At 43.3% G+C, this 26,687-nt stretch carries 22 protein-coding genes and 3 pseudogenes; 16 read left to right on the top strand and 9 right to left on the bottom strand.

Annotation, left to right across the window (positions count from 1 at the left end):
- Positions 1-69: 69 nt before the first annotated feature.
- Positions 70-897, bottom strand: coding sequence for a 4-(cytidine 5'-diphospho)-2-C-methyl-D-erythritol kinase (gene ispE / locus BVU_RS17410; protein WP_012055731.1), 828 nt, complete (start codon positions 895-897; stop codon positions 70-72).
- Between the two features lie 260 nt (positions 898-1,157).
- Here ispE and dnaB point away from each other — a divergent pair, with 260 nt between their 5' ends.
- The 4 genes from dnaB (at position 1,158) to BVU_RS17430 (ending at position 6,351) form a co-directional block, all read left to right on the top strand.
- A complete protein-coding gene (gene dnaB / locus BVU_RS17415; protein ID WP_005839941.1) occupies positions 1,158-2,714 on the top strand; it encodes a replicative DNA helicase in 1,557 nt (518 codons plus the stop codon).
- A gap of 153 nt (positions 2,715-2,867) precedes the next feature.
- Positions 2,868-5,330 (top strand): phenylalanine--tRNA ligase subunit beta, encoded by a 2,463-nt coding sequence (pheT, locus tag BVU_RS17420; RefSeq protein WP_005852670.1) that lies wholly within the window; start codon positions 2,868-2,870, stop codon positions 5,328-5,330.
- A 33-nt stretch (positions 5,331-5,363) separates the two neighbouring features.
- Positions 5,364-6,104 (top strand): YebC/PmpR family DNA-binding transcriptional regulator, encoded by a 741-nt coding sequence (locus tag BVU_RS17425; RefSeq protein ID WP_005839937.1) that lies wholly within the window; start codon positions 5,364-5,366, stop codon positions 6,102-6,104.
- Between the two features lies 1 nt (position 6,105).
- On the top strand, positions 6,106-6,351 hold the full coding sequence (locus BVU_RS17430) for a TIGR03905 family TSCPD domain-containing protein (RefSeq protein WP_005839935.1): 246 nt from the start codon (positions 6,106-6,108) through the stop codon (positions 6,349-6,351).
- A 115-nt stretch (positions 6,352-6,466) separates the two neighbouring features.
- On the opposite strand, the pseudogene BVU_RS17435 reads toward BVU_RS17430, so the two are convergent.
- The 3 genes and pseudogenes from BVU_RS17435 to istA form a co-directional block, all read right to left on the bottom strand.
- A pseudogene (locus BVU_RS17435) lies at positions 6,467-7,477 on the bottom strand (hypothetical protein); the annotation flags it as partial.
- A 67-nt stretch (positions 7,478-7,544) separates the two neighbouring features.
- On the bottom strand, positions 7,545-8,327 hold the full coding sequence (istB, locus tag BVU_RS17440; RefSeq protein WP_005839930.1) for an IS21-like element helper ATPase IstB: 783 nt from the start codon (positions 8,325-8,327) through the stop codon (positions 7,545-7,547).
- The gene (istA, locus tag BVU_RS17445; RefSeq protein WP_012055733.1) at positions 8,324-9,898 is read right to left on the bottom strand and encodes an IS21 family transposase; all 1,575 of its coding nucleotides are present in this window, start codon (positions 9,896-9,898) and stop codon (positions 8,324-8,326) included. Before istA ends, istB begins: the two co-directional genes overlap by 4 nt.
- Before the next feature lie 1,378 nt (positions 9,899-11,276).
- Between istA and BVU_RS17450 the strand changes: the two genes are divergently transcribed.
- The 5 genes and pseudogenes from BVU_RS17450 to BVU_RS17470 form a co-directional block, all read left to right on the top strand.
- Positions 11,277-11,645, top strand: coding sequence for a BfmA/BtgA family mobilization protein (locus BVU_RS17450; protein ID WP_241510158.1), 369 nt, complete (start codon positions 11,277-11,279; stop codon positions 11,643-11,645).
- Between the two features lie 7 nt (positions 11,646-11,652).
- A complete protein-coding gene (locus tag BVU_RS22900) occupies positions 11,653-11,790 on the top strand; it encodes a hypothetical protein (RefSeq protein ID WP_241510157.1) in 138 nt (45 codons plus the stop codon).
- A gap of 367 nt (positions 11,791-12,157) precedes the next feature.
- On the top strand, positions 12,158-13,093 hold the full coding sequence (locus BVU_RS17460) for a DUF5712 family protein (RefSeq protein ID WP_005843693.1): 936 nt from the start codon (positions 12,158-12,160) through the stop codon (positions 13,091-13,093).
- Positions 13,094-13,107: 14 nt separating this feature from the next.
- Entirely contained in the window at positions 13,108-14,730 is a 1,623-nt protein-coding gene (locus BVU_RS17465) for a type IV secretory system conjugative DNA transfer family protein (RefSeq protein ID WP_041174484.1), read from the top strand.
- Positions 14,720-15,036: pseudogene (locus BVU_RS17470) on the top strand (mobilization protein); the annotation flags it as partial. The gene BVU_RS17465 and the pseudogene BVU_RS17470, both read left to right, overlap by 11 nt.
- A gap of 38 nt (positions 15,037-15,074) precedes the next feature.
- On the opposite strand, the gene BVU_RS17475 reads toward BVU_RS17470, so the two are convergent.
- Together BVU_RS17475 and BVU_RS17480 are read right to left on the bottom strand one after the other, a co-directional pair.
- On the bottom strand, positions 15,075-16,109 hold the full coding sequence (locus tag BVU_RS17475; RefSeq protein ID WP_012055738.1) for an ArdC family protein: 1,035 nt from the start codon (positions 16,107-16,109) through the stop codon (positions 15,075-15,077).
- The gene (locus BVU_RS17480) at positions 16,106-16,303 is read right to left on the bottom strand and encodes a hypothetical protein (protein ID WP_005841751.1); all 198 of its coding nucleotides are present in this window, start codon (positions 16,301-16,303) and stop codon (positions 16,106-16,108) included. Before BVU_RS17480 ends, BVU_RS17475 begins: the two co-directional genes overlap by 4 nt.
- Positions 16,304-16,696: 393 nt before the next feature.
- Here BVU_RS17480 and BVU_RS17485 point away from each other — a divergent pair, with 393 nt between their 5' ends.
- From BVU_RS17485 to BVU_RS17515, 7 genes are all read left to right on the top strand, one after another.
- Positions 16,697-16,966: a hypothetical protein gene (locus BVU_RS17485; protein WP_005841749.1), complete on the top strand. Its 270-nt coding sequence runs from the start codon at positions 16,697-16,699 to the stop codon at positions 16,964-16,966.
- A gap of 203 nt (positions 16,967-17,169) precedes the next feature.
- Complete coding sequence (locus BVU_RS17490) at positions 17,170-17,949, top strand: ParA family protein (RefSeq protein WP_005841745.1); 780 nt, start codon at positions 17,170-17,172, stop codon at positions 17,947-17,949.
- Positions 17,950-17,964: 15 nt separating this feature from the next.
- Complete coding sequence (locus BVU_RS17495) at positions 17,965-18,198, top strand: hypothetical protein (protein WP_005841743.1); 234 nt, start codon at positions 17,965-17,967, stop codon at positions 18,196-18,198.
- Positions 18,199-18,218: 20 nt separating this feature from the next.
- Positions 18,219-20,021 carry a fimbrillin family protein gene (locus BVU_RS17500; protein WP_041174485.1) on the top strand — a complete coding sequence of 601 codons (1,803 nt, stop codon included), beginning with the start codon at positions 18,219-18,221 and terminating at the stop codon, positions 20,019-20,021.
- 544 nt (positions 20,022-20,565) lie between these two features.
- The gene (locus tag BVU_RS17505; RefSeq protein WP_005841739.1) at positions 20,566-21,411 is read left to right on the top strand and encodes a Fic family protein; all 846 of its coding nucleotides are present in this window, start codon (positions 20,566-20,568) and stop codon (positions 21,409-21,411) included.
- A 29-nt stretch (positions 21,412-21,440) separates the two neighbouring features.
- Positions 21,441-22,127 (top strand): hypothetical protein, encoded by a 687-nt coding sequence (locus BVU_RS17510; RefSeq protein WP_105093531.1) that lies wholly within the window; start codon positions 21,441-21,443, stop codon positions 22,125-22,127.
- Positions 22,128-22,446: 319 nt separating this feature from the next.
- Positions 22,447-22,752, top strand: coding sequence for a hypothetical protein (locus tag BVU_RS17515; protein ID WP_005841735.1), 306 nt, complete (start codon positions 22,447-22,449; stop codon positions 22,750-22,752).
- 439 nt (positions 22,753-23,191) lie between these two features.
- Here BVU_RS17515 and BVU_RS17520 read toward each other — a convergent pair whose 3' ends face one another.
- The 3 genes and pseudogenes from BVU_RS17520 to BVU_RS17530 form a co-directional block, all read right to left on the bottom strand.
- Positions 23,192-24,256 carry a competence protein CoiA family protein gene (locus BVU_RS17520; RefSeq protein ID WP_012055741.1) on the bottom strand — a complete coding sequence of 355 codons (1,065 nt, stop codon included), beginning with the start codon at positions 24,254-24,256 and terminating at the stop codon, positions 23,192-23,194.
- Between the two features lie 14 nt (positions 24,257-24,270).
- Positions 24,271-24,705 carry a hypothetical protein gene (locus BVU_RS17525; RefSeq protein WP_012055742.1) on the bottom strand — a complete coding sequence of 145 codons (435 nt, stop codon included), beginning with the start codon at positions 24,703-24,705 and terminating at the stop codon, positions 24,271-24,273.
- A gap of 313 nt (positions 24,706-25,018) precedes the next feature.
- A pseudogene (locus tag BVU_RS17530) lies at positions 25,019-25,684 on the bottom strand (mobilization protein); the annotation flags it as partial.
- Positions 25,685-26,687 lie beyond the last annotated feature (1,003 nt).

Below are 26,687 nucleotides of genomic sequence, written 5' to 3' on the forward strand. Positions count from 1 at the left end.
AGTGGTTAGTGGTTAATACCTGCGGCATGACAGCGCAGTCCACTAATCACTAACCACTGATCTGCCACACTATTCCAACGCTCTCTGTCTGCAAAAGCATCCACAGAATTTATCTTCCACATTCTCTATCGGTGCTTTGAAAATACCATAGACGGAAGACCCCGAGCCACTCATGGCGGCATACACTGCCCCCAAATCATACAATTCATCTTTTATAGCAGCAATCTCAGGGAACTTTTTGAAGACACTATCTTCAAAATCATTCTTCATACTGTTTTTCCATGTTTCCATAGGTTGCTTTACAATTTCTTTCAAAGAAACAGCCGGACGCACAGGCTTTATTTCGGCAAACGCATCCCGGGTGGACACAAAGATATCAGGTTTAATCAAAATTATGTGGTATCCCTTTAATGACAATTCCACAGGCTCGAACAGATTCCCTATTCCGGTAGCGAAAACAGGTTTGTTCCGAATGAAAAAAGCACAGTCTGCCCCTAGTTTTACCGCATATTCCTCCATCCGTTCCGTACTGAGTCCCAATGAAAATTTATCATTCAGAAGCTTTATCATACAAGCGGCATCTGATGATCCGCCACCCAGTCCGGCACCCGCCGGTATATGCTTGTACATGTGTATATCTACCGGCAACAGTCCGGGATAGTCTTTTTTTAATAACTTGTAGGCTTGTACTACCAGATTATCTTCGGGTTCACCCTCCAAAGGAGATCCGCTTATGTGTAAAGTGTATTCTTTGTCATTGTTTTCCCGCCGCGTCACTTCCAGAGCGTCTTGCAGGTTTATCGGATAAAATATGGTTTCCAGATTGTGGTATCCATCCGGGCGCTTTTCTACAATATTAAGTCCCAAATTAATCTTTGCATTAGGAAATGTAATCATATTCTGTTCTTTAAATAGTTATTTTTAGTGTGTTTCGTTAGATTGTTGCCCGTTCTACAAAGATGCACGCCATCTTTTATCCGGACAGAGCGCCAAATATAGAACAAACTTTTCATTTTACCATATAAAAAAACCATTTACTGTCCAGATTGTTCATTTCTCTGTAGATTCAGGTTCATATTTCTTTTATATTTTTGGGAATGGACGAGTGTCCAACTCAGCAAAAAGTTCTATCTTTGCCCTACTTTAAACAGACGACAATGGCAGAAACGAGAAAAATGACACGTACTCCCAAAACTTCGAAAGCAAAGCCTGTTGACGAATACGGACATTTACAGCCCCAGGCACCTGAGCTGGAGGAAGCTGTATTGGGAGCCTTAATGATAGAAAAAGATGCTTACTCATTAGTAAGTGAGATTCTTCGTCCCGAATCTTTTTATGAACGCCGTCACCAACTTATTTATTCGGCTATTACCTCTTTGGCTTTACGCCAGCAACCAGTCGATATCTTGACTGTGGCCGAACAATTACGCAGCACCGGTGAACTGGAAGATGCAGGCGGTCCTTTTTACATAACACAGCTAAGCGGCAAGGTAGCCTCTTCCGCACACATAGAATATCACGCACGTATCATCGCGCAGAAGTTTCTTGCACGCGAACTGATTACCTTTACCAGCAACATCCAGACAAAGGCTTTCGACGAAACCCAAGACGTGGACGACCTGATGCAGGAAGCGGAAGGAAAACTGTTCGAAATCTCGCAGCAGAACATGAAGAAGGATTATACGCAAATCAACCCTGTCATCCAGGAAGCGTATGAGATGCTTCAAAAAGCGGCGGCACGAACGGACGGGCTGAGTGGTCTGGAAAGCGGTTTCCATGCATTGGACAAAATGACCTCGGGCTGGCAAAATTCCGACCTGGTGATTATTGCCGCCCGCCCCGCTATGGGTAAAACGGCTTTTGTGCTTTCCATGGCAAAGAACATGGCGGTAAATGCGAAAATCCCTGTGGCTTTGTTCTCTCTTGAAATGTCCAACGTACAGTTGGTCAACCGTATGATTGTCAACGTGTGCGAAATTCCGGGTGAGAAAATCAAGAGTGGTCAGTTGGCTCCGTATGAATGGGGACAACTGGATTATAAAATAAAAGAATTATACGATGCTCCGATGTATGTGGATGACACACCATCCTTGTCCGTCTTTGAATTACGCACCAAAGCACGACGGCTTGTACGCGAGCATGGAGTAAAAATCATTATCATTGACTACCTTCAGTTAATGAATGCCAGCGGAATGTCATTCGGTAGCCGTCAGGAAGAGGTCAGTACCATTTCACGTTCACTGAAGGGGTTAGCCAAAGAACTGAACATCCCCATCATCGCACTGAGCCAGCTGAACCGTGGTGTGGAAAGTCGTGAGGGTATTGACGGAAAACGCCCCCAGCTCAGTGACCTCCGTGAATCCGGAGCTATTGAGCAGGATGCCGATATGGTATGCTTTATCCACCGCCCGGAATACTATAAAATCTACTCGGATGAAAAAGGGAACGACTTGCACGGTATGGCAGAAATCATTATCGCCAAGCACCGTAACGGTGCCGTAGGTGATGTACTGCTGCGTTTCCGTGGCGAATTCGCCCGCTTCCAGAATCCGGACGATGATGTCATCGTGCCTATGCCGGGTGAGGCACCGGGTATTATCCGTTCCAAAATGAACGGTGGCGGCAACAGTGTACCTCCCCCATCTCCTGATGCCGCACCTGCCGACAATAATCCGTTCGGAGCCCCTATTCCCGAAGGACCTTTACCGTTCTGACATTTATTTATCCCTCACAGAATTAACACGGATTATTTCCCTCAAAGAAAAATCTGTGTTAATCTGAGTAATCTGTGATGGATAAATAACAGGATAAAAGAAAATAATTACTAAATTTGCAGGTCATTTGGAAATACATAAAAAATATCATATATGAATATCTCTTATAATTGGCTGAAAGAATACGTCAACTTCGATTTGACACCGGATGAAGTGGCCGAAGCGCTGACTTCCATCGGTTTGGAAACCGGAGGCGTAGAAGAAGTCCAAACAATTAAAGGTGGTCTGGAAGGTATTGTCATCGGCGAAGTGCTGACTTGCGAACCTCATCCCAATTCAGACCACATGCATGTTACTACTGTGAATTTGGGACAAGGCGAACCGGTACAGATTGTCTGTGGAGCCGCTAACGTAGCTGCCGGACAGAAAGTGGTGGTTGCCACATTGGGCACCAAGCTATACGATGGCGAAGAATGTTTTACCATCAAGAAATCAAAGCTCCGCGGAATTGAATCTATGGGTATGATCTGTGCCGAAGACGAAATCGGTATCGGAAACAGCCACGAAGGTATCATCGTACTGCCGGCGGATGCTGTTCCGGGTACTCCCGCTAAAGATTATTTCAATATCAAAAGCGAATACGTACTGGAAGTGGATATCACCCCGAACCGTGCGGACGCCTGCTCACATTACGGCGTGGCCCGAGATCTGTATGCCTACCTGATTCAAAACGGCAAACAAGCCACTTTAAAACGTCCGTCTGTAGAAGCGTTTAAAGTGGATAACCATGATATGGACATCGCCATTGAAGTAGAGAATACAGAAGCATGTCCGCGTTATGCCGGAGTTTCCATAAAAGGGGTAACTGTAAAAGAGAGTCCCGAATGGCTGCAAAACAAATTACGCCTGATTGGAGTACGTCCTATCAATAATATCGTGGATATCACCAACTACATCCTTCACGCATACGGCCAGCCCCTGCACTGTTTTGATGCAGATAAGATTAAAGGTGGTAAGATTGTAGTGAAGACTGTTGCCGAAGGTACTACATTCGTTACTTTGGACGAAGTGGAACGCAAATTATCCGACAAGGACCTGATGATATGCAACACTGAAGAACCGATGTGCATTGCCGGCGTATTCGGTGGTCTGGATTCGGGAACAACCGAGCAGACAGTAGATGTATTTTTGGAAAGCGCTTATTTCAACCCGACTTGGGTACGTAAAACAGCCCGTCGCCATGGATTGAGTACAGACTCTTCTTTCCGTTTCGAACGTGGTATTGACCCCAACGGAACTATTTATGCATTGAAAGAAGCGGCTTTACTGGTTCAAGAACTGGCAGGAGGTACTATTTCTTCTGAAATTAAAGACAACTACCCTGCCCCGATAGCCGATTTTACAGTAGAGCTGAATTATGAGAAAGTCCACTCACTGATAGGAAAAACCATACCGGTGGAAACCATAAAGAGCATTGTCACCAGTCTTGAAATGAAGATTGTGAACGAAACACCCGAAGGCTTGACTTTACAAGTTCCCCCCTATCGTGTGGATGTGCAACGTGATTGCGATGTAGTAGAAGACATTCTCCGTATCTACGGATATAATAATGTGGAGATTCCTACTACCTTGAAATCCAGCCTGACCACCAAAGGTGAAGTGGATTACTCCCAGAAATTACAAAATCTGATTTCAGAGCAACTGGTAGGTTGTGGTTTCAATGAAATACTGAACAATTCACTGACCGCCGCTTCCTATTACGAAGGGTCGGAAACATACAAGAACGAAAATTTGGTTTACTTGATGAACCCATTGAGTAACGATTTGAACGTGATGCGTCAAACTTTGTTATTCGGTGGTTTGGAAAGTATCCAGCACAATGCCAATCGTAAGAACGCCGATTTGAAATTCTTTGAATTCGGTAACTGCTATTTTTATAACGCAGAAAAGAAAAACCCGGAAAAAGTGCTTGCGGCTTATGCTGAAGAATATCATTTAGGATTGTGGGTAACCGGCAAACGCGTCAGCAATTCATGGGCCCATCCCGATGAAAACAGCAGTGTTTACGAATTAAAAGCATATGTGCTGAACATCTTTACCCGTTTGGGATTGAATTTCGGCAACGTGGTATTCGGCAACCTGACCAACGATATCTATTCAACAGCCATCAGCGTACACACACGTGGCGGCAAGTTATTGGCCACCTTCGGCATCATCAGCAAGAAGATTCAAAAAGCATTCGATATAGACAATGAGGTATATTATGCAGAAATCAACTGGAAAGAACTGATGAAAGCCATCAAGTCGGCTAAAGTCAACTTTAAAGAACTTTCCAAGTTCCCGGCTGTGAAACGTGACTTGGCTTTGTTGATTGACAAGAACATACAGTTTGCAGAAATCGAAAAAATAGCCTATGAGACTGAAAAGAAACTGCTGAAAGAAGTAGAATTGTTTGATGTTTATGAAGGCAAGAATCTGGAACCGGGTAAAAAAAGTTATGCAGTGAGCTTCTTGTTACAGGATGAAAGCGCAACACTGAACGACAAACAGATTGACAAGATCATGTCCAAACTGATTGCTAACCTGGAAAACAAACTAGGTGCAAAACTAAGATAATAATAAAAATAACCATTATAAAACTACAATCCAATGGGAAGAGCATTTGAATATAGAAAAGCTACAAAGCTGAAAAGATGGGGCCACATGGCCAAAACATTTACAAGACTGGGTAAACAAATCGCTATAGCTGTAAAAGCAGGTGGTCCGGAACCCGAAAATAACCCGACCCTACGTGGTGTGATCGCTACTTGTAAGCGTGAAAACATGCCGAAGGATAACATTGAACGCGCCATTAAGAATGCAATGGGTAAAGATACCAGTGACTACAAAGGTATGACTTACGAAGGATATGGTCCTCACGGAGTAGCTGTATTTGTTGATACATTGACAGACAACACTACCCGTACCGTAGCAGATGTGCGTTCAGTATTCAACAAATTCGGTGGAAACTTGGGTACTACCGGTTCCTTAGCTTTCTTGTTCGACCATAAATGTGTATTTACTTTCAAGAAGAAAGAAGGAATGGATATGGAAGAACTGATCCTGGATTTGATTGACTATAATGTAGAGGATGAGTTCGACGAAGATGAAGAAGAAGGAACTATCACCATCTATGGTGATCCGAAGAGCTACGCAGCAATTCAGAAACACTTGGAAGAATGTGGTTTCGAAGAAGTGGGTGGTGATTTCACATATATTCCCAATGACTTAAAAGATGTGACTCCTGAACAACGTGAAACTCTAGACAAGATGGTAGAGCGTCTGGAAGAATTTGATGATGTTCAGACCGTTTATACAAACATGAAACCTGCATCTGAAGAGGAAGAATAAAATGAAAATAACCTATAAGACGCAGGGCACTTGCAGCAGCCACATCGAAGTGGAAGTAGAAGATGACGTTATTCAACAAGTTTTCTTTTGGGGCGGATGCAATGGAAACTTACAAGGTATCAGCCGATTGGTGAAAGGAATGAAAGTGGAAGAGGTCTTACAGAAACTGGAAGGTGTAAAATGCGGAAACCGCTCCACCTCCTGCCCGGATCAATTATGTAAAGCGTTGCGTGAAATGAAACAATAAAAAAGAAGCTGTCTCATCTTGTAATTCAAGTTTGAGACAGCTTCTCTTTTTTTCAATATATTATCTTACTTCCGGATCATTGTTCCGTTTCATTTTCTGTTCTCTTCAAGGCCCTTCAAAGGTTGATGGTCTTTACCTTACCCGGGATGATGGTCAGATGCACCGTTCCATCCTTTTCTATCTCCACCTTCTGATATCTGGCCTCCACCACCACTTTTCCATCCAGTGCCATCACCCCCCATTGGCAGGCATTCCCTTCAAAAGCACAATAACCGCCTACGGGAACACAGATATTCCGGTAACAGGGAGGCACTACGATACGATCTCCCCATTTCAGCCCCCACTTCATCCCCATCCGGAAAGGAAGGACATCTTTTATTTCCTCCAGCCTCTTCCGCCTTTTCTCTTCCTCATTCTGTTGCCGTTCCCGCTGTACGCTCTCCGCACGCCGCCCGGCTTCCTTCCTCAGACCTTCCACCACGGAGGCAAAATCCGCCTCGCCCGCCTTAGGAACATTACAAGCTATATACCGCTTCCCCTTTCCTTTCTCCACATGATAATAGTTTCCTTCCCCGTCCATCACCACGATGCTCCGATCCGCCAAACAACCACAACACCAGTACACCTCTTCATCATCCCCTTCCAGCACGCAGGCGAAGACATCAAATATAGCAGACCACACAGGATCAACTAGCCGGCAAGACTTCGGAGCACGGTAATCCGGTATCTTCAAGTAGAAACCATAAAAACAAAGACTGTCTTTGTGCAAACCATGCATAGAGGTATACGCCTTCCGCGTGCGGCTATGGAAAGTCTCCCCCACCCGCAGCAACTCTATGCCGCCGTATGAAAAAACCACCGGCCTCTCCTGATAAGTTCTGTTTGTCTTCAAATCGGTATAACAGTCACTCCCATCCTCTTTGGTGACAGAAAGAAGTTCTCCCTTCAGGAATCTCAATCTCCGGCAGCGGTCTGTCACCATCAGGGGAGTTCCGGAATCATCCACCACTCCTGTCCGGCCGTCCTCAAAACGGACGGCAGCCCGGTCCGCACAAAGATCAAATACTTCCCGGTATTGAGGAATCACGGTGATTTTGTTCCCGCACCTCAAGCCCCACAAACCACTTGTAATTTGCAAATTTTCTTGTGCCTTTTTTTAGAAAAGTTAAATATGCCACAGAATACACCAGTAACTAAGGCTTCATAAGTTCGTTTCTCGTTCCTGTTGTAGTCTTGAAAATCGTTTGCCTGTTTTCTAACCGATAGCTACTGCCGGTGAACTTGATGACTTCACATCGATAAAGCAGCCTGTCAAGCAGAGCGCTGGCAAGGATTTCATCATTCAATGTTTCTACCCATTCTGTAGGTGCCTTGTTGGTTGTAATGATGATGGATGTCTTCTCATGTAGGGTGTTTATCAGGTTGAAGAAGGCAGTTGCTTCCTCTCTTTTCACAGGAAACAGCATGATATCATCTATTGCCAGCAGCTGTGCGCGCAGAATCTTATTATAAGTCATCATGGCCGGAGTTGAGATGTCTTTAAGTCTGAGACAATTTACGATATCCTCCATTGTCATCAGGTATGCCTTGTAACCGGCCTTGACCGCATCAAAGACAAGACCGGCTGCCAGAAATGTTTTTCCAGTCCCTGATGGTCCCATCAGGATCAGGTTATAAGCTTCACGGAGCCATACCAGTTCACGAAGCTCCTTCATCTGCCGGCGGTCTATGCCTTCATAAAAATTGTAGTCGTATTCGTCAAGATCATGTTTTCGGGGCAGACGTGCCGCAACAAGGCGTCTCTCGTAGTCTTTCCTCTCTTTCATCTCAACTTCGGTGCCTAATACCAGGGACAGGAATTCCGGGTAGGTCGGTTTTTCTTCCTGTGCATGATGCAGAATGCTGTCCATGCGGTTTGCAATGTTGTAAAGCCGCAGACGTTTGGCGTGTTCTTTCAATTTTTCACTTTGTATCATTCAAAAAACTTGTTATATTGGTTTATATCTGTTTTTTCAGGATGACAGTCCGCTGTTTCCGGAATGGATGTCGGAGCTTGGAAAGTCATCCCGTTCATATTGTCCTTACTCCTGTGGATTGAGCCGGATATTTCCTGCACGGAAAGACTGTTGTATATGTTTTTTTCCAGACAGGTCCGCAGGGCTGCTATCACTGTTTCTTTGCCGTATTCGGATATCACATGAAGCAGCAGTTTCATATTGTCTCTGTAATAACGCGGCTTTTCCCTTTCCAGATTCCGGAGCCACAGAATAACGGTGGGGTCATCTTCCGTCCGCTTTCGGATCCGGACCTGCAAGTCATTCACACTCCGTGTCTTGTCCTTATGATGTCTTTTGTCACATACATTTTTCCCTTTTCCGGGACACAACTCATGCCTGCATATGAGTTTACCGCTCTCTTTGTCGTACAGCTCGATATGTCCGTTATTCTCAAGAAGCCATACAACGGTGTTCCGATTTTTATAGGTGCCGGAGGGCACACTGTAGTAGTTGGTCCGGTACCGTACCGTATTGTCCTTGCGGACATGATACTCTTTCGGCTCGTCTTTAGGGGGCACCGGTTCTCCATAGTATGGCAACAGATATTTCCGTTCAATCTCAAATTCCTCAGCCGGAACCAGGCGTGTGGTTCCATGTATCTTGCCGTTTCCTGTTTTTTCCAGCCATTGCAGGACCTCGGTGTTAAGGACTTCCAGGCTGTTAAATGCCCGTCCGGCAAGAAAGTTACGCTTGACATATTTGACCACATTTTCCACTTTTCCCTTGCTTTCCGGATCAGCAGGACGGCAGAACACGGGCTGGAAATGCTGCTCGTTGACAAAGGCACGGAATGTTCTTGTCAATATGAGGTCACCCAGGTTTTCTCTGACCAGCAGGACTTTGTCCTGGTCATAGATTATCCTTCTTGGCTTCCCTCCGAAATATGCGAAAGCCAGTTCATGGGCATATACGGCTAGGGCTGATGTGAAAGGCGTACAGGAAAAATACACGAACTTCTGCCTGGAACGGCTCATCACCATGACAAAAAAATAAACTTTGACAAAGTTGTCCCTGTATGTGGGCATACGGCTTTCTCCGAAATCCATCTGGGCATATTCCCCGTAAGGGGTATCCGGCATTTTCTCATAAACACGTTTGGAAAGACCCTCCTTGTCCAGATTATACTTACGACGTACAGTTTCCACAAAATTGTATACGGTTTTCCCGCAGACGACAGGAAGATCAGGATACTGTTCCTTCATCCAGTCATGAATCTGGGAGGCGGACAGGAACCTGTACCGGGAAAGAACGTCACAGACATAACGTTCGTATTTGTCAAGTATGCGGGGATATCGCCTGCGATGCTGCAATTTTGCAGTCAATGTATCCTCATCCATTTTCAAGTACCGGCGCACCGTACTTCTATGCAGACCAAGCTGGAACGCAATCTGACTTTTGTTAAATCCTTTTGAATATAATTCTCTTATTTTGTACCACATGATGACTCTGTTGTTTGATTGGTGTCTGCATGCGTCCTTAGTTCTGTCCATATCATTTATATTATTGAAACGCAAATATAGACATTTTTAGGAGGCATGATGGCATATTTCCTTTTTCTAAAAGGACATGGGGCAAAGATACGGATTACAACTCCATACCTGTCCGTATTAATATTTTAATGTTGCAATATTTTAATTTTAAAATTGTTTGATATTTTAAAATTAAAATATTCTGATATTAAAATGTTTTTAAATTGAACCGTCAGCATTCCTTTGAAAAAAAGAATATCCATTGATTTTCCACATAAGATTAAGTGTGGGTTACAGAATTAGGTGTCTGATATTTTTGATGATAATATAACATGTATGGGTCAATAAATATCATAAAACAACACCTGCATGACTTCATGTACAGGTATTTATGACTAAAGTTTTAATATTTCAACATTTTGATATTTTAATGTTTTAATATTAAAACACTTTAATGTATTGACATTAAGTATTGGATGGATATATATATTGAATGGATATTAAAAAAAAGTGACACGGCAATTTAGAATGTATACCTATCGGATTCGTGGAAAAAGAGGACGATTCAAAATAATCCTGCCGCTTCTTTTTGTTCCTTCTTGACGCTACCAGGCATGTCCGGTTCTCCGCCATCATTTTCAGATTACCTATATTTTTATTCGTTCATGGACAGGAATGTTCATGCGCATTTCTATCGGCAACCCATAAGTATTGACTGTCAGGTATTGTTCATTTTCTTCTTTTCGGGAAGATTATGCAGAAACAGATATTGTACTTTTCTTGATTTTCAGAATCGGTTTGATAAAGTCTGCCGTATTGTCTTCTGGTTTGTCCACCGACCACTTGCCGATAGCTTCCGAAGGAATCTCTTACAAAATGGCAATGCCAGTGCCTTTCCGGATTTCTCCGTGTCTTTCAAGACCTGAAATCCGGCGCACATCCGTATCTGCCATATAACCTTGCAGTTTGTTCCTGTATGGACATAATATATATCCGTTTTTCTGTCACATATTTTTTATATTCATTTCATTCCGCATGGTCTTTTCTCTTTTCTTGGGAAAGGGCTCTGCCCGAGAAATTCCATTTTTTCATCGAAAAAATAATAAGGAAGAGCAAGCAGGGTTCAGGCAAAGCCATGAACTAAATCACGCAGAGCCTTGATTATCAATTGATTACCGGATTTTTTGTAAATAGAATATTTATATTTAGTAAATTTTAACTAGGTAAGTATCTATTTTACAGACTTTTATATTGTAAACACAATATTTACAATGTAAAATTATTATATTGTAAATCAGAGCTTTACAATGTAGATGTAATATTTACAAAAAAAATATGGTCTGAGTATAAAAACGTTATACTGCTTCCCACTTACATTTGCGGAAACCATATAAAAAATATGACTGCTTTGGAAAAAAAAATCAATACGACAATTCGGTTAACCGCAGATGTGAAACAGTATCTGGACGAAATGAAAGGAAGCGTGTCGGCCAGTGAATTCATTGAGACAATGCTGTCCTACTTTGAGCGGAACGGGGTGGATCCCCGAACATCAATCAATGGGAAGTTCAAGACACTGGAACTTCAGGGAATCGAACGGATCATCAAAATCATCCGTGCCATAGAAAAAGATAAGATTGACAAGCTGCTTCCTGCATCGGAATCGCACAGTGATGATCTGCTGAAACAGGCAGACAAACAGGTCACCCAACTGAAAGCGGAAGTGGAACGCTTGAAAAAAGCAAGTGCTCCTGACGTGGTAGGGTAGAAACAAATTGGGACAGGTTGTCAGGCTGCTGGAAAACGCTTTCGACCAGAAGAACTTCAAGAAGGCGGAAAAAGGAACAGATTATTTTGTCGCACCGGTTTATCTGGAAATGTTGTTATATAAAGTAAAGGAAATATGCTCATAAAACAGGTAATGGCCCGTCCTGTACCGACTCATCCGAAGTGGAAATACAGTTTGAACAGAGAAAGTATGATATTTTTTTTTCACAAGAAAATATTATATGGCGCCAATGTGGTTTATGCGGAAGGCTGGCAACAATCAAAAAAAGAATGGCATATTCTACCATATTTCCAGCAATCCTTTACAGAATGAAGTGTCCATATAGTCCGGCGAATTATCTGAAAGGGGATTATGAAGTTCGGGCTGTCACCATGAAGGAACAGAGGACGACAGGCGGTGAGTTGAAAAAAATGCAGTATCATACATGAATCTGTATTCAATAAATTTCAATAGGAACCTTATGATTATTATCAGAACTAAATCCAGGTGGAATGTTTGTAAAGGTACATAAACCGGTCAACACGCCCTGTGTATGCGACAACAAGGATAGGTGCCGGGCACTGGTGGAATATCTGTTGAAGGAAAGTCTTGAAGACAAACCTTATTATGACACTTTCTTCTCCCATGAGGAGGATTATGTACCACCGGTGACGGTCATACAAAAGATTGACAACAACCATAAGAAGCTGATGAAAGGAGATGATAAATTCTATATGCTGTCCATCAATCCCTCACAGGATGAAGCGGCTCATCTGATCCGGAAGGTTACAGGAAAGCAGGTGACGGAATTTGAACAGCTCACCGTGGAGGAACAGGAAAAAGTCATTCATGAGTTGAAGAATTACTCCCGGAACTGTATGGACCTGTATGCGGAGAATTTTCGCAGGGAGAAGATAAAATCAGGAAAGGATCTTGTTTATTTTGGAAGGGTGGAAACGGAACGCCACTACAGGAACAGTGATGAGGAAGTGAAGGAGGGACAGGCAAAGTCAGGGGACAGGAAGCCCGGGCTACAGCTTCATGTACATATCATCGTGTCACGGAACGATGTGACACAAACAGTAAGACTTTCACCATTAGCAAGAAGCAAAGGTTCATTTAATGAACTAAACGGTAAGAAAGTCATGGTGGGTTTCGAACACATGGAGTGGAAATCCCGGTGTGCGGACCGGTTCATCAGTATGTATGGTTACAAGGCCACACACAAGTATTACGAGGACGGCAGGGAACACACCTACCATTATGTTCCGGGAAAGAACGAGGCGATGAGCATGGCCAAATCCGCCATCCTGCAGAAAGAATTCAGAAACGAGAGGAAGATGCTGGATGTGTCTTACCGGATGTTCCGTTTCATGGTGAATCCGAAACAGGCTCTCATAGCGGAAGCTAAAAGACTGGTAAAGGATGCGCTTACTGGAAAAATCTAAATCAATTTATGAATATGGATCATATGTTTATTATGAGACTGGCAGCCCTGCTTTTTGGCGGCGGCATTGCCAGCTGTCTGTTTCCGGGAAAATCCCGGATGTCACATGTCCTGTTCCTGCTGTTGGTACTTGCAGAAACAGCTGTCGCACATGCCACTATCCCGGACGGGTGGTGGTTCCTGCTTCCGGGTGTCGTTTCCGTACTTCTTCGTCTTTCTTTCAAAGGAGGGACAGAAAGCGGAAAGGGCAGAAAAGCCCTGCTCTCCCTTCACGCTACGGACGGGACAATTATCAGATATTATTACTGGTTCTCCAATTTCCTTGTCTATGGAGGAGCCGGTTCCGGCAAGACCAAATCCATAGGCAAACCGCTGATGGAACAGTACATCAGGTCCGGATTCGCCGGTTTCATCTATGACTTCAAGGATTTTGACTATACCCGGACTGCATACAACCTGATCAGGAAACACGGATACCCCCATGAGTTCTATTATGTAAATTTCACGGACATGAACCGGACTTACCGCTTCAATCCGCTGGACAGGAGGAATATAAAGGACAGGACGATGCTCATGCAGCTGATGGAGGACGTACTGGGCGCGTTGATGCCGCCCACATCCAAACAGGACGAATGGTATACGGGCGCGCTTGGCATCCTGAACGGCGTGGCGTACAGGCTTTGGGACGAGTTCCCGGAATGTTGCACGCTGCCGCATATCGTCAACTTCGTGATAAAGGCCGATACGGGACAGCTTCAGGAATTCCTGAAGCTGAACGATATCAGCGCCATGATGGCGGGGGCGTACCTCAAGGCGGAAGGCAGTGAGAAAACACAGGCCTCCTATGTGTCCACTCTCAGCAACTATGTGGCGAAGCTGGCCACCAATGAGAACATATGCTATGTGCTGACAGGGAATGACTTCGACTTCAATCTGATTGATCCTGAACATCCGAAACTTTTTGCAATCAGCAACAACTATGCAACGGAGTCGGTGATATCCCCCGTCATCGCCATGGTAATGAGTATCGCCTCGCGCTCGTTTTCCATGGAGAACAGGGTCCCCTTTGTATTTATCCTGGACGAGATGACCACCTTCAAGGTGCGTGACTTCGAGAAGCTGCCTTCCGTCCTGCGCGAGTACGGGGCGGCGTTCCTGCTGCTCACCCAGTCCGGAGCCAAGCTGGAGAAACTGTACAGCAAACTGGACAGGTCGTCCATTGAGGCGAATTTCGGAAATATCTTCCTGGGCCGCACACAGGATGTGGAGGCATTGAAATATTACCCTCTCTTTTTCGGGAAATACGAGAAGGAGAAGAAGTCCACCAGTTCCGGCAGCAGCGGTGGCGGCCGTAATTCCAGCGTGACCATCAGCACACAGAAGGAAGAGATATATGAATCGAAGGACTTCGCTTCATTGGAACCGGGGGAATTTATCGGAATGGGAAACCGTTCCAATATCAAAGGGCATTTCAGAAAGAAGTTCAGGCTGTTCGAACTGGAGGAGGAACCGCTGCCGGTAGTCGCGTTCAGGACGGAGAAGGAAATATCTGACAATTATACCAGAATACTGAAAGATATCGAGAGGGTGCTTGGGATGGAAGACGCAGAAGTGGATGTAAATTCTTTATTTCCGTGAAATGCTCCGTATCGAAAACCTTTGCTGCCTTGTGGGATTCGATGAAAGGCAGACCGCAACGTTCGTCAAGGGAAAGCTGTTGGAGTATGCAAGAGAACTCTATTCGGAGGAACATAAGCGGAAATTCACGACCGAAAAGACAGGGTTTCAAGTGGTGAAAGAACCGACGAACGGGACGAGATTGGTTCTTGCCATCAACCGGAAAGCCTATTGTCGAGTGGTTCAAAGAGCAAATTCGATAAGCTACGGCAGAGCATACACCGACCTATACAGCCGCAAAGGAAAAGCAGGGGAATGAAGATATAACGGTTTTGTCTTGCCGGAAAACAATAAAAAAGTGCCATTCATAAAGTATTATGAATGGCACTTTCATTATATTCTTTTATGGGAAGTGGGGATATGTCCTCTTCCCTGGCGGATGTGTCTGCCAGGGTGTGCTGTTTTTCCATACTTTCCTCTATCATGGCGGATGCCTTGCCGGCCTCCCGTAACACACTCATGACATAGCCGGGGTCCTCCTTCAAATTTGACAGCCAGCTTTTCAGATACTGTGCGTTCTCCTTTCTCGGAGTTACGGCTATTCCCAGATCCCTGCCTGTGACGGCAGCTGTGAATTCGGCGATGATTTCCTCCCGGGCATATCCGCACGTTCCGAACGGGTGATGCAGGCCGCGGTCCAGTCGTGAGGAATGCCCGGTGGAGTAGGCCATTTCGTGAAGGGCGGTCATCTGGAATGATTCCATATCCTTGAATTGTCCCGGAGCCGGAAGAACGATCCTGTCTTTGGACGGGCTGTAATATGCTCTGTCCTGCACCTTCAGTTCTATGGGACAGAGCCATTTCTGTTCCTTTATCATTTTATCCAGCCAGGGGTTCCTATTTCCTTTTACGTTGTCCGCTACGGCAGGACCGGAGAATCTGACCCTCATGCCCTCATACCGCTCCGGATATTTTTCCTTGAAATCCGTCTGGTCTATGTTGAATACATAGAAATGTTTCATGAAGGGAGTCACCTTATATTCCTGCTTCTGAAGTTCCGGGAGGCTTTTGTAATCATCGAAGCTGATTTTTTCTCCCGTCGTCTTATGCTTCACGGTGATATCGTAAAAAGTCACGGGAAGGGCGTGCGATCCTTTTGTGACCATCAGGTTCTCATCCTTCAGCTGACGGAAGGTCATGAATACCGGGAGGGTGTATCCCATCCTGTCCATCTCCATGTAGAGCATAAGACGGTTCATGCTGTTGTACGGACGCCCTGATATGTTCTGTGGCAGGCCGGCACGGGGGGTGAACCAGGGCTTCTGCCATTCACCGGCGGACATCTGCCTGATCTTGTCAATCATCAGTTCCGCATATCTTTCCAGTACCTTCCCGTTCATGGCAGCAGTTCCTGATAAAGCCTTTCCTCGTATTCCTTCAAAAAACGCACCGCATCCGCTGCTGTGGGACAGGTGATGCCATTGCCCCGGGCATAGTCCGAAAACGGTTCCTTCAATTCCGGGTTGAGCATGACATAACCAAGCATGTCCAATTCCCCGTTTTCCACTTTGTGTATCAATTCCATTTCTTCCATTGTGTATTTTTTATAATTGACGGAACAAATGTAAGGGCGGCCCAGTATAACGTTTTTATACTCTTTGTCATTTTTCTGTAGTTTTTTTGGCTGTTCCAAATATTATTTCCATATTTGCAGTGCCAAATAATCACGGAGAATTCGTGCCGCGAGCTTCGGTTAATGCTCAAAGTTCAAAGAAATACAATGGGCCTTTTATACCCAGCACACTATCTTTTGCTTACAATAGCAAAATGATATATAAGAAATTGTAGAAGTCACAACTTATTGTGAACAACTGCGGCTGCTTTTCCCATTACAATTTTAGCTCTCGGGCGAAAATCTGTGATTGTTTGGCGACACGGGAAATGGCAGCCGTTTTTTCTGTCTAGTAAACGCCAAATAATCACAGTCATGAAACAAACAGTTTCTATTTTTGCTCCCGACATAAATGTCGCTAGCAAATCTTCAGCTATTCAATTATGGCTGAACCGTAAAAACCAATTCTTTTCTTCTGTACTCGAAGAGGGCGTATCCAACCGCCAGGTCCTGCTGCTTGGCCATGCCTCCTTTGTTTTCTCTGCATTAATATGCGCATCTTTCGTATCACAGGTTCCCGCTCTGATTTGTCTGGCCTGGTTCATGGTGGCATTGCGGCTTTGTGTGAAAGGAGGCCTGGGATGAAGTTCATTATAGAGCCTTCCGCGGCTTCCGGTATGATCCGTCTTCCTTTGAAAAAAGAAATGAAAGTTCCTTCGTTATGGGAGATCATGGTATCAAAATATTTTAGTGTTAAAATATATAAATATTAAAGCATTAAAACATCAAAATATTGGAAAAGAGAATTATTTTCCTTAACTTCGTAACACACTAAAAAACAAATAGATATGGTGAAAATTATAGCAGTCCATAATCAGAAGGGTGGAGTTGGCAAGACTACTACCACTACCAATGTGGGGTTCGAACTGGCACGAAAAGGATACAAGGTCCTTCTTGCTGATTTGGATCCGCAAGCCACTCTGACCTCGGCTTTGGGGGTGACAGATCCGGAAGAAACGGTTTTCTCGGCCTTGCAGGGTGCGGTGGATGGCAAGGAAACGCGGCTTCCATGGATACGGTTGCAGGAGAATATATCCCTGTGCCCGTCATGCAGGAAAATGGCGGATGCGGAGTATCTTCTGCAGAACGAATACGGGAGGGAAAACTTCCTTAAAGAACTGGCTGCCAAAACGGATGGAGGGTACGATTTTGTGCTTCTTGACTGCCCGCCGGCTGTCGGACTGATCACGGTCAACGCGCTTGTGGCCGCCACCGATCTGATTATACCGGTGCAGCCGGAAGTGGCTTCTTTATATGGTCTGGTTTCCATCCTGGATACGGTTGCTGTAATACAGAGGAAGATCAACAGGGGACTGAACCTGCTCGGCATGCTGGTGACACAGTATGACAGAAGGACTACATTGCATGCGGAGATATTGGAAGCGATGCGGAAACAGTACGGGGAAACGGTCTTTTCCACGGTCATCAGCCGTTCCATCAGGGTGGCAGAGTCCATGAGCAGAAAGACGGATGTCGTATCTTACAGCAGGAACAGCAATGGAGCGGCGGACTACCGGTCCCTTACCCGGGAGATCCTGTCCAGATTGAATATGGTTGACAACAAATAAAAGTAAATAAAGAATATGGGAAAATTTATTGGAATTGACGAGATTCTGCAGGGCGGAACACCAAACCGTCCCACACATTCCACTCCGAAGGAGGGGAAGAAAGGGGAAGCACTGGCCAGAACCTCACTGGAGTATCCGTTGGAACTGCACCGCAAGGTGAAGAAATACGCTGTAGACGCTGGAATGAAGGAGAAGCAGGTCATAGCACAGGCTATACGGGAATTCTTCGAGAGAGTGGAGAAAGAATAAAGAACATAAAATTGAAGAAAATGAAGACATTCGGATATTTGTTGATGGCGGTCATGGCGTGCATGACATGTTCCTGCCGGGATGAGGAACCACTGCCGGACCCGGTTCCTCCCGTAATGGAGCCGGAAAATCCCGGAAACCCGGAAGAGCCGGATACGGGAAAGGTGTACCTCGGCATCGCCCCTATCATCGAGAACATGCAGGAACAGAGGGCCGTGGTGGAGAACTGGAAGGAGGGGCATTGCCTGGGAGTGACAGCTGCAGGGGATGTGAACATACCCTTCACTTTTGACGGCAGGCGGTGGAAAGCCGAAAAACAGGTGGAGATGACGGCTGAGCAGAAAGTGTCCGCCTATTATCCTTATAATGTACAATATACGGACATGACCGCCATACCTGTGGACATCACGACACAGGAGGATTATATGTATGGAGAAGGAGGAGTAAGCGTTGAGAAGCCGAGCGCGGTCCTTGTGATGAAGCATGCTCTCTCCCTGGTCAGGATCCTGATAAAAAAGAATGATTATACAGGTGACGGGATGGTGGATGCGGTCACTTTTGGAGGTGTAAGGCTGTCTGCGTCCATGGATGTCACGTCCGGAAAGCTCCTTCCGACAGGACAGCCCGGAGAATATAAGGCCGGAGGGAACTACACACTGGACGATGCCTCTCCGGTATATGTGGAGGCAATCCTGATGCCTGTGGGTACGGCTGAGGGTATCACTGTCAATGTACATGTGGACGGGAGGGATTTCACCTATGCCCTGCCGCCTACCCATGTGTGGAATCCCGGCATGATCTATACTTACACTCTGAATATGAAATCCGGTTATAACTGTGAGGTGGACGTGGACCATGTGCCGATGGATGAGGAGTATTGGAGCACTTTCGGAAAGACCGACCGGATTGTCATGAGGGATTGCGGGACGGACAGGATTTATATACGGCCGAATTATACGGGATATGGCTATGACACCTATACCGGTGAGGGTAAGGTCTGGGGATTCTTTTTGCGGTATAGAAACCGTGGAGGTGGGGAAGACTTCGCCGGACAGGCACGGTTCGTGCTGATGGATGGGGACAGGATTGTGGAACAGTACCAGCCGTTTGATATCAAATGCGGAAACGGTGCATGGGACGGATACTGCAAGTATTGTTATGTGCAGGCCGTGCCGGGGACATACCGGCTGGCAGTGCTGTTCAAAAAGAACGGGGAGTCAGCCTGGTTCAAGCCTTACGGATACGATCAGAATTCCAATGACGGGGAATGGATGTATGAGGTGAGACCGGCCACTGATATGCCGGCACTTCGTATGATAACATTGGAGAACCAGAAATGCAATACGTTTCTGGCATATCCTGTTCCTGATAATGACTGGTTCAATATAGTCTATACGCTTTCAAACAAAAGCAGGAAAGCCATGAAAGGGACTATAAAGGTTGTATGGGAGAGGGAGTTTAAACTGGAATCCAATTCCTACAGACCGAGTGCCAAAGCGGATAAAAATGACAGCCTCAATGATGAAGAATGGCGTGATGAGCTGGGAAGCTGTACTGTTGACATAGCGGCAGGAGTACGTTTTTGGAAAGGAATAGTGTCCTGCAAGTTTCCGGTCCAGAGAAAAGAACCATGGCGCATTCATGATAATGTTGGTTATTGCACTCCAATAGCCCATTTGTATTATCAGCCAGAAGGAAGCAGTGAGTGGAAGCTTTTGCGGTGTGACACAGAATACCTGTTCAACCGGAACTATCCGGGTTCCGAGTCTGCAAAAATGGATGAAGCGTTCAATTATCTTTATGTGATTCCCAAAAGTTGGTAAAAGACGATGGCAGGAACTATTCCTCTTAAAGAAAAATAGGACATAACAGTCAATGTATTGGTTTACAGAAGAGCCACATAGAAAGATTTCAAACTCTTCTTTACTCTCCTTGTAATAAATCTGGCTGTTAGTATTGATGTTTGGAATAGTGCGGTTTATGATAATGACAGCCGGTATGTGCAATGTGAACAAGCTGGAATACCTTTTTCTGAAGGGTTCCGGCTTGTTTATTACATGGCTGAAAAAACAAGACAAATAAGAGGGTTGTGTCCATAGTGTTCCTGGAACATCCGGTATTTGGGTAGAATTCCGGTAGAAAATGTTTTCTCCACCCTTTTGAAGGAGAAAAAGTACGGACAGACGGTCTTGCAATCGCTCCGTTCCGGTGTTTTATCTTGAATTTTGTTATGTTTTTTTATTTTCCACCATTGTTCTACCAGTAGGGCGGGGAAAGTAATGATATCACACTTTTATCAAGGAATTACATATAGAATGCAGGGTTATATTGGTCAGATTTAGTATCTTTGCAAAAAATGGTACTGATATGGAGGACAAGTTGATTTCCCGATATGATATTTTAGTGAACCGGTACAAGGAACTTGTATCTGAGAAGCTGAGCAGGAAAGATTTTATAGAATACAATGAAATTCTATTCTCGGCGCATAGCTGTGCTATAGAGGGGAACAGTTTTTCAGTGGACGAGACCCGCACCTTGAAAGAAAAAGGGCTGGGCATGATCCCCAAAGGCAAGACCTTGCTGGAGGCATTTGAAATCCTGGATCATTTCCAGGCTTATGAATATCTTCTGAAGAATTTGGACAGGCCGCTGACCGAGGAACTCCTGAAGGAAACCCACCGGCTGCTGACGGAACATACCCTCTCTTACAAGACCCAATACGATGAAATACCGTCCAACCCGGGAGAATATACAACAGTGGACATGTGTGCCGGTGATACGATATTTGGGGACCATGAGCAGCTGATAAAGCAGGTTCCCCGCCTGTTGCAAAGCACCCAGCAGGTCCTGGACTCCGGGAAGATCCATCCGATGATCATCGCGGCAAGATTTCATGGGTTTTATGAATATCTGCATCCCTTCCGGGACGGAAACGGTCGTCTGGGACGTCTGATGTCCAATTTTATATTGCTCAAAAAAGAACAGCCGCTGCTGATAATCCCCGGTTCGCAAAGAGAGGAATATATCACCGCCTTAAAATATATCAAAAAAGAGCGTACAGATGAATTTCTGATAGATTTTTTCTTCCGGACATCCATAAAAAGGATGGAACAGGAAATAGAGGAAAAAAAGAATCTCACGGAGAATTTTATCAGGGGGATGGAATTTGTTAGAAATGTAAAATCATCCAATGATGACATTTCAGAAATCTAATATTACATTCTGACAGTCCGAACAGTACTTTGCAGGCGAACTTTTCAAAAGCCGGTAAAACGTTCTATTTCTCCATCCGGACAGGAAGAGGCAAACTGGATGTCTTTGATGAACGTAGTGAAACCACATTGCTGCCATCTGCTTCAGAAATAGTATTGAATCTTTCACCGGATGATGAAAACTTGGAACGAGGTGGTTACCTGATATCTCCAGAGCCGGAATCCGGTTGGAAATATGGAGAGGATGAATGGTATGTGAATGGCAACGGGATACCCTCCGGACAATATGGTCAATATTTATTTACGTACAATGATTACAGCCGTTATCCTGATGGAAGCAGATTCGTATACGATTTCAAAGCGGACAATCCTATAAAGGTGACTATACAGACTGGCATGTGGAGTAACAATTCTTTCTCCTTGTATACGCACGGTGATTTCAGAATTGGCTTTTCTGCTACCGGTCTGAGTTCCGGTCAGCAAACCCGTGAGTTCTCATATGGAGACCGGGTAACAATATATGCGGATGGTGCGGATTATGCCGTGCCGGGAGAAGGTGACCGCTGGAGATATAACTATCTGAGAGGTTTCTTTACTACCAGATGGCAGGCTTTGGACGATCTTGGGGAATACTCCCAGACATCAGCCGGTTCATATTCATTTACAGCGACAAAGGATATAACTATTAACATTGTATTCATGCCCACTATCAGATAAAATACAAGGGCTGTCTTAAAAAAATGACTTGACAGCCTCTTGTTATAATAGCCTTTATCTTGTCATACAAAATAAAAAAGAACTTGTAACAGAAGTTAATGTGCAACAGATTTTGGTTTTACGCACAAAATAGGCAGAATTCCTGCCTATTTTTATAAGTGTGGAAACATTCTACATCAGACCACACTATATGAGGATTATTTCCATTTTTTACATAATAAAAAAATGACAATTAACTGATAATCAGAATAAATATTCTTTTGGCATGGGAATTGCCTTATCATTATCGTAAAACAATAACCATTAAAAATATAAGATTATGAAAAAATTTTTTGTTGCAGTAGCATTGGTAATGGGATTAGGAACAACAGTGGCATTTGCCGAAAATTTGACCTCAGGTGTTGAAACAGTCATGGCAGTAAATGACTTCACCCCTATTGAAGTGAAAGACCTTCCGGCAGCGGTAACGGAAGCAATCGCCAAAAATTTTGCGGAATCAACCGTCAAGGAAGCGGCGGTGGAAGCGGCAGAGGATGGCAGCAAGACCTATCAGGTTGTTCTGACAGACAAGGAGGGAGCTGAAAGTACGGTGTTCTTCAATGAGAAAGGTGAAATACTGAAATAATATATTTTGCGTCTTTCTTGATAAAGAACTGAATTTGCCCTCATAAGAAGAGAACAGTTCTTATCAAAAGATACAGGGTCTTTATAAATAATTTCATTCATAAAGATTGTCGTTTTTTACTAATATTGAACCGTTTTTACAGGAGCAACTGTCCGAGATGAACAGTTGCTCTTTTTAATTTTTATGTTGCCGTTCATAACTGCCAGTACATTGTGAAAATCTATTTTAGATTTTTCTCGGTTTGACTTAACCGATTGAGAAATAAACTTTTAGCGAATTATTTGAGAAATAGAAGTAACGATTTAGCAACTGTGCGAATTTCAGTGTTTTACGTTGCTATGCTGTCAAATAACTCTTTCATCTGCAAATATAATATGTTTTTCCAAAAACGAAAAACATCAAGCGTGTTTTTCTGAATGGGATGGTAATTATCCCTTGATTAATATGGGGTATCTATATTCCAAATGTCCACTGAATCATTTTTTTGATATTCATTAAAATCAGAGATGGCATCATTTATCATTAGTGTATTCTCTCTAAACATTGAACATTTTGAAACATCATTATCATTGCAATATTTTGGATTACCACATTTTTTATACAATTTGCAGAACTTGCTTCCACTCATATCTTCTGCTTGCCATTTACATAATTGGCAATCTTTCTTTAAATACCCATCAAGATACGCTTTAACTTTTCCAATTGTATATAAACCACCACTATTGATAAAATATGGTATGCAATCATCATATGGCATACTTATTTCATAGATTCCCTTTCTGTGGTGATTGTAATTCCTACAAGTAAACGTATCTCGTTCAACATAGCTTTTCAAAGTATGATGTAAGATATATTTTTGAAAAGGTTGCGCAAAGTCCTCTGCTAAAACTTCCTTACGTTTAAAGTTGTGCAACTTAACTTTTTCACATTCATTTAAATTTGTGGAATTTACAATATCCAAAATATCTTCTTCTGACTGAATACTAAGTTCAATAATACGAATGCCCGATTTTTTCTTTTCTTGACTGCATTCATGTGTTACAAATACTTCAATGAAAATAGGCAAATTAGGATTAGTCTTGTTTTCGCAATACAAATCGGCTATAAAGTCTCTACACCTATGTTCTTGGATGCATTTTGAATAATAAGTCTTTAAATCAAATTGCACTTTCTTTACCCTCTTACAGTTTATCTTGTCATAGAAAACACAATTATCATACTTGTCGCACTTTTCATAACTATCCATAGATAATATGATATGCTCTTTCTGATTAAACCAATTCATTATCATTATCTCAGCAATGGAATGTAGATATTTGTCGTAAGAACATTTGTCAGCCTTATGCGCAAAATGCCATTGGCGGATATTTCCACGTTTAGCTATCATCTCACTGTGACAATAAGGACAAAAATATCGTTCGTTTGAATAATATACATCCTTTATATCAACGATGCAATTATCGGTGTTAAGTGCAAAATGTTGATAAGTGTGTGAATGTTTCATTTTATAAGTACCGACTAATAAACTCCTTCTTTTTCCCTAATTATGCCAATGTTTTCATCTGTCGATTTTGATTTTGACACGACTATTTGGTCAAAATTCTTTTTCCCCACTTGTATTTGACCATTTGAAAACACATATAGAAAAACATTTTTCAAAGTCTTTTTATATATAGATTTTCCATTTTTATCAACGACTTTTACTTTGACTTTATATTTATCTGATATAAAATAGTCAGGAGTTATTGACTTGAAAGACATCGTAACATCTTCATAATATTTCCCTTCAATATCAAGAAATGCTACTTTATGTACAACTTCCATATCAGTTAAAGGCTTTGCTGTTTCTGGTTCACTTTGAGCAAAAGCCAAAGGACACGTAAACAACATAATTAACAGCAATACAGACATTTTTGCCTTGTCTAAAACATAAGTGTTAGTGATTTTAGTCATATCTATTATTTTTTTAATGATAAAAAGCGCAGACATTCGCCATACGCTTCACGGTTCACCACAAACCACAACTAAATATGGGAAGTCTGCGCCCATATTCGGGGCAGTCCCAATATTAGTTGTTGCTCTTTACTTGTAGTGGTGATTGTGAAGCTATCGAGCAATATGTCTTGGAACGAGTTATCTCAATCCAACTGCAAAAATACAAAAAAACGTGATAATCCATTCAATATAGGTAGATTATTCGGCTGTTTTCTTTGAACTATAGTTTTATACCCCTATTTTGCCTTGGCTTCGGTATTCCAATAGCTTCTCAAAACTCGCTCATCTTTTTTCTGAACCAACTCACGTGTGGAACTCCGTCAATATTGAAATCGAATTTTCCGTTTTCATTCTCCTTGATGGCGCAGATAGAACGCTTGGTTTCAAAACTTTGGTTGAACTCCGAAGAGTAGAGTTTACCTTTAATGGCAACATCCTTGAAAGTGCATAGTCTTCGGATAATACCGTCATCGAAACCCAAGCGGTCACGCAGGAAATTTATTGTCGGTATCAGCTTTTCCACGTATGGGAAATAGCATTTGACAAAATTCACGAACTCGGACAGCTTACCATTCTGTTGCTCATATGTGCTTTTCATTTCCTGCATCTGTTTGGCTTGTTGTCGTTCCCGTTGTCGGGCTTCTTCTTCAAGTTCAATGATGCGGTTTTGCAGGGCGGTGTTCTCCCTTTCCAATGTCTTGACCTTGTTGCTGCCGAAAAGAGAACCGACACTCTCGGCGATGTTGGCGGCTGCGACGGTTGCCGCCCCTTTCAGCTTCTCGGTCTGTATTTCTTTTTTCGCCCGTCTTAGTTCCTCCCGTGCCGTTTCTTTCTGCTGTTGCAAATCCACCACTTCCGCTTTGAGGTCGTCGGAGAGTTTCTGTATATCCCGATAATACTGCTGCGTGGACTTGTGGCGAGCCTTCGAGCCGTCTACAGGCATAACCTTTAGGGGTACATTCTAAAAGGTGAAGATTTAACCTTTTTATTATTTATTAACACTCAAAGAGCGGTGGTAGAGGGTATTTTCCCTCTTTTCGGTACTTTATTGATGGTTCGATGTTCCCATCTTTCCACATTGCTTGGCTCGTTCGCACAAGCCACTACAAAGGTACTACAATTTCCAATAAAGGCAAGAGGACAGCAATTCAAATCTATTATTTTTGAGGGAGTGAAATCTGCCGCTTGCCAAATTTCTCTCTGTCGAAAATAATAGTCCTCTGAAAAGAATGAAAACAGCATTGATAAAATTGCCTTATTAAGGGGGGGCTATGCTGTTTTATGCTATTATTTCGTCAGTCGTTTATCTCCGTTGCCGGATGCAGTTTTCAGCCAAGCCGATGAATAAGAAAAGGTTTTGGAGCTGTTTACTCTCCAACGGAGGACGAAACTGCTCCAAATGGTTTACCGCTTGAACTTTTCGTTTTCTAAAAGAGGTTTGGCAACCTTTGCATCCGACAAAAGGAGATAAATGACCAGATATATAACAGTAGTATTACATTAAGGTAAAGAACAACCATGGTATAGTATTATTGCAATTTAACTATTTAAAGTTTGTTTATAATCAAATCATTTAAAGATTTTTGTCCTTCTATGATTTTTTGTATTTGATAAATGTCGTAATTAAATAAAAAATATCACGCATAATGACTTTTTCTTTTTTCTAAATTTCTTCAAATGACAAATTATTGTTACCTTTGTAATGTAATGTAGTTAATGGTTGCGCTTATAAAGTCCTTGGAAAGGATTTATGTATAAAAGAGGTAGATGTTTACTCTGTTCTTGCCTGGATTATCAGCATCACTGATATGAAATAACAGAAAAAAAATATACAATGGCTAAGCGGACGGACAGGCAGGGAAATAGTACAGATTCCCAATCCCCCTCTTTATAATACATTGCGTATAAGATTTATGGGTCAGCGGATTTTCCTGGTTGGT

Origin of the sequence: Phocaeicola vulgatus ATCC 8482 (genome assembly GCF_000012825.1) — a bacterium.
GTDB lineage: Bacteria > Bacteroidota > Bacteroidia > Bacteroidales > Bacteroidaceae > Phocaeicola > Phocaeicola vulgatus.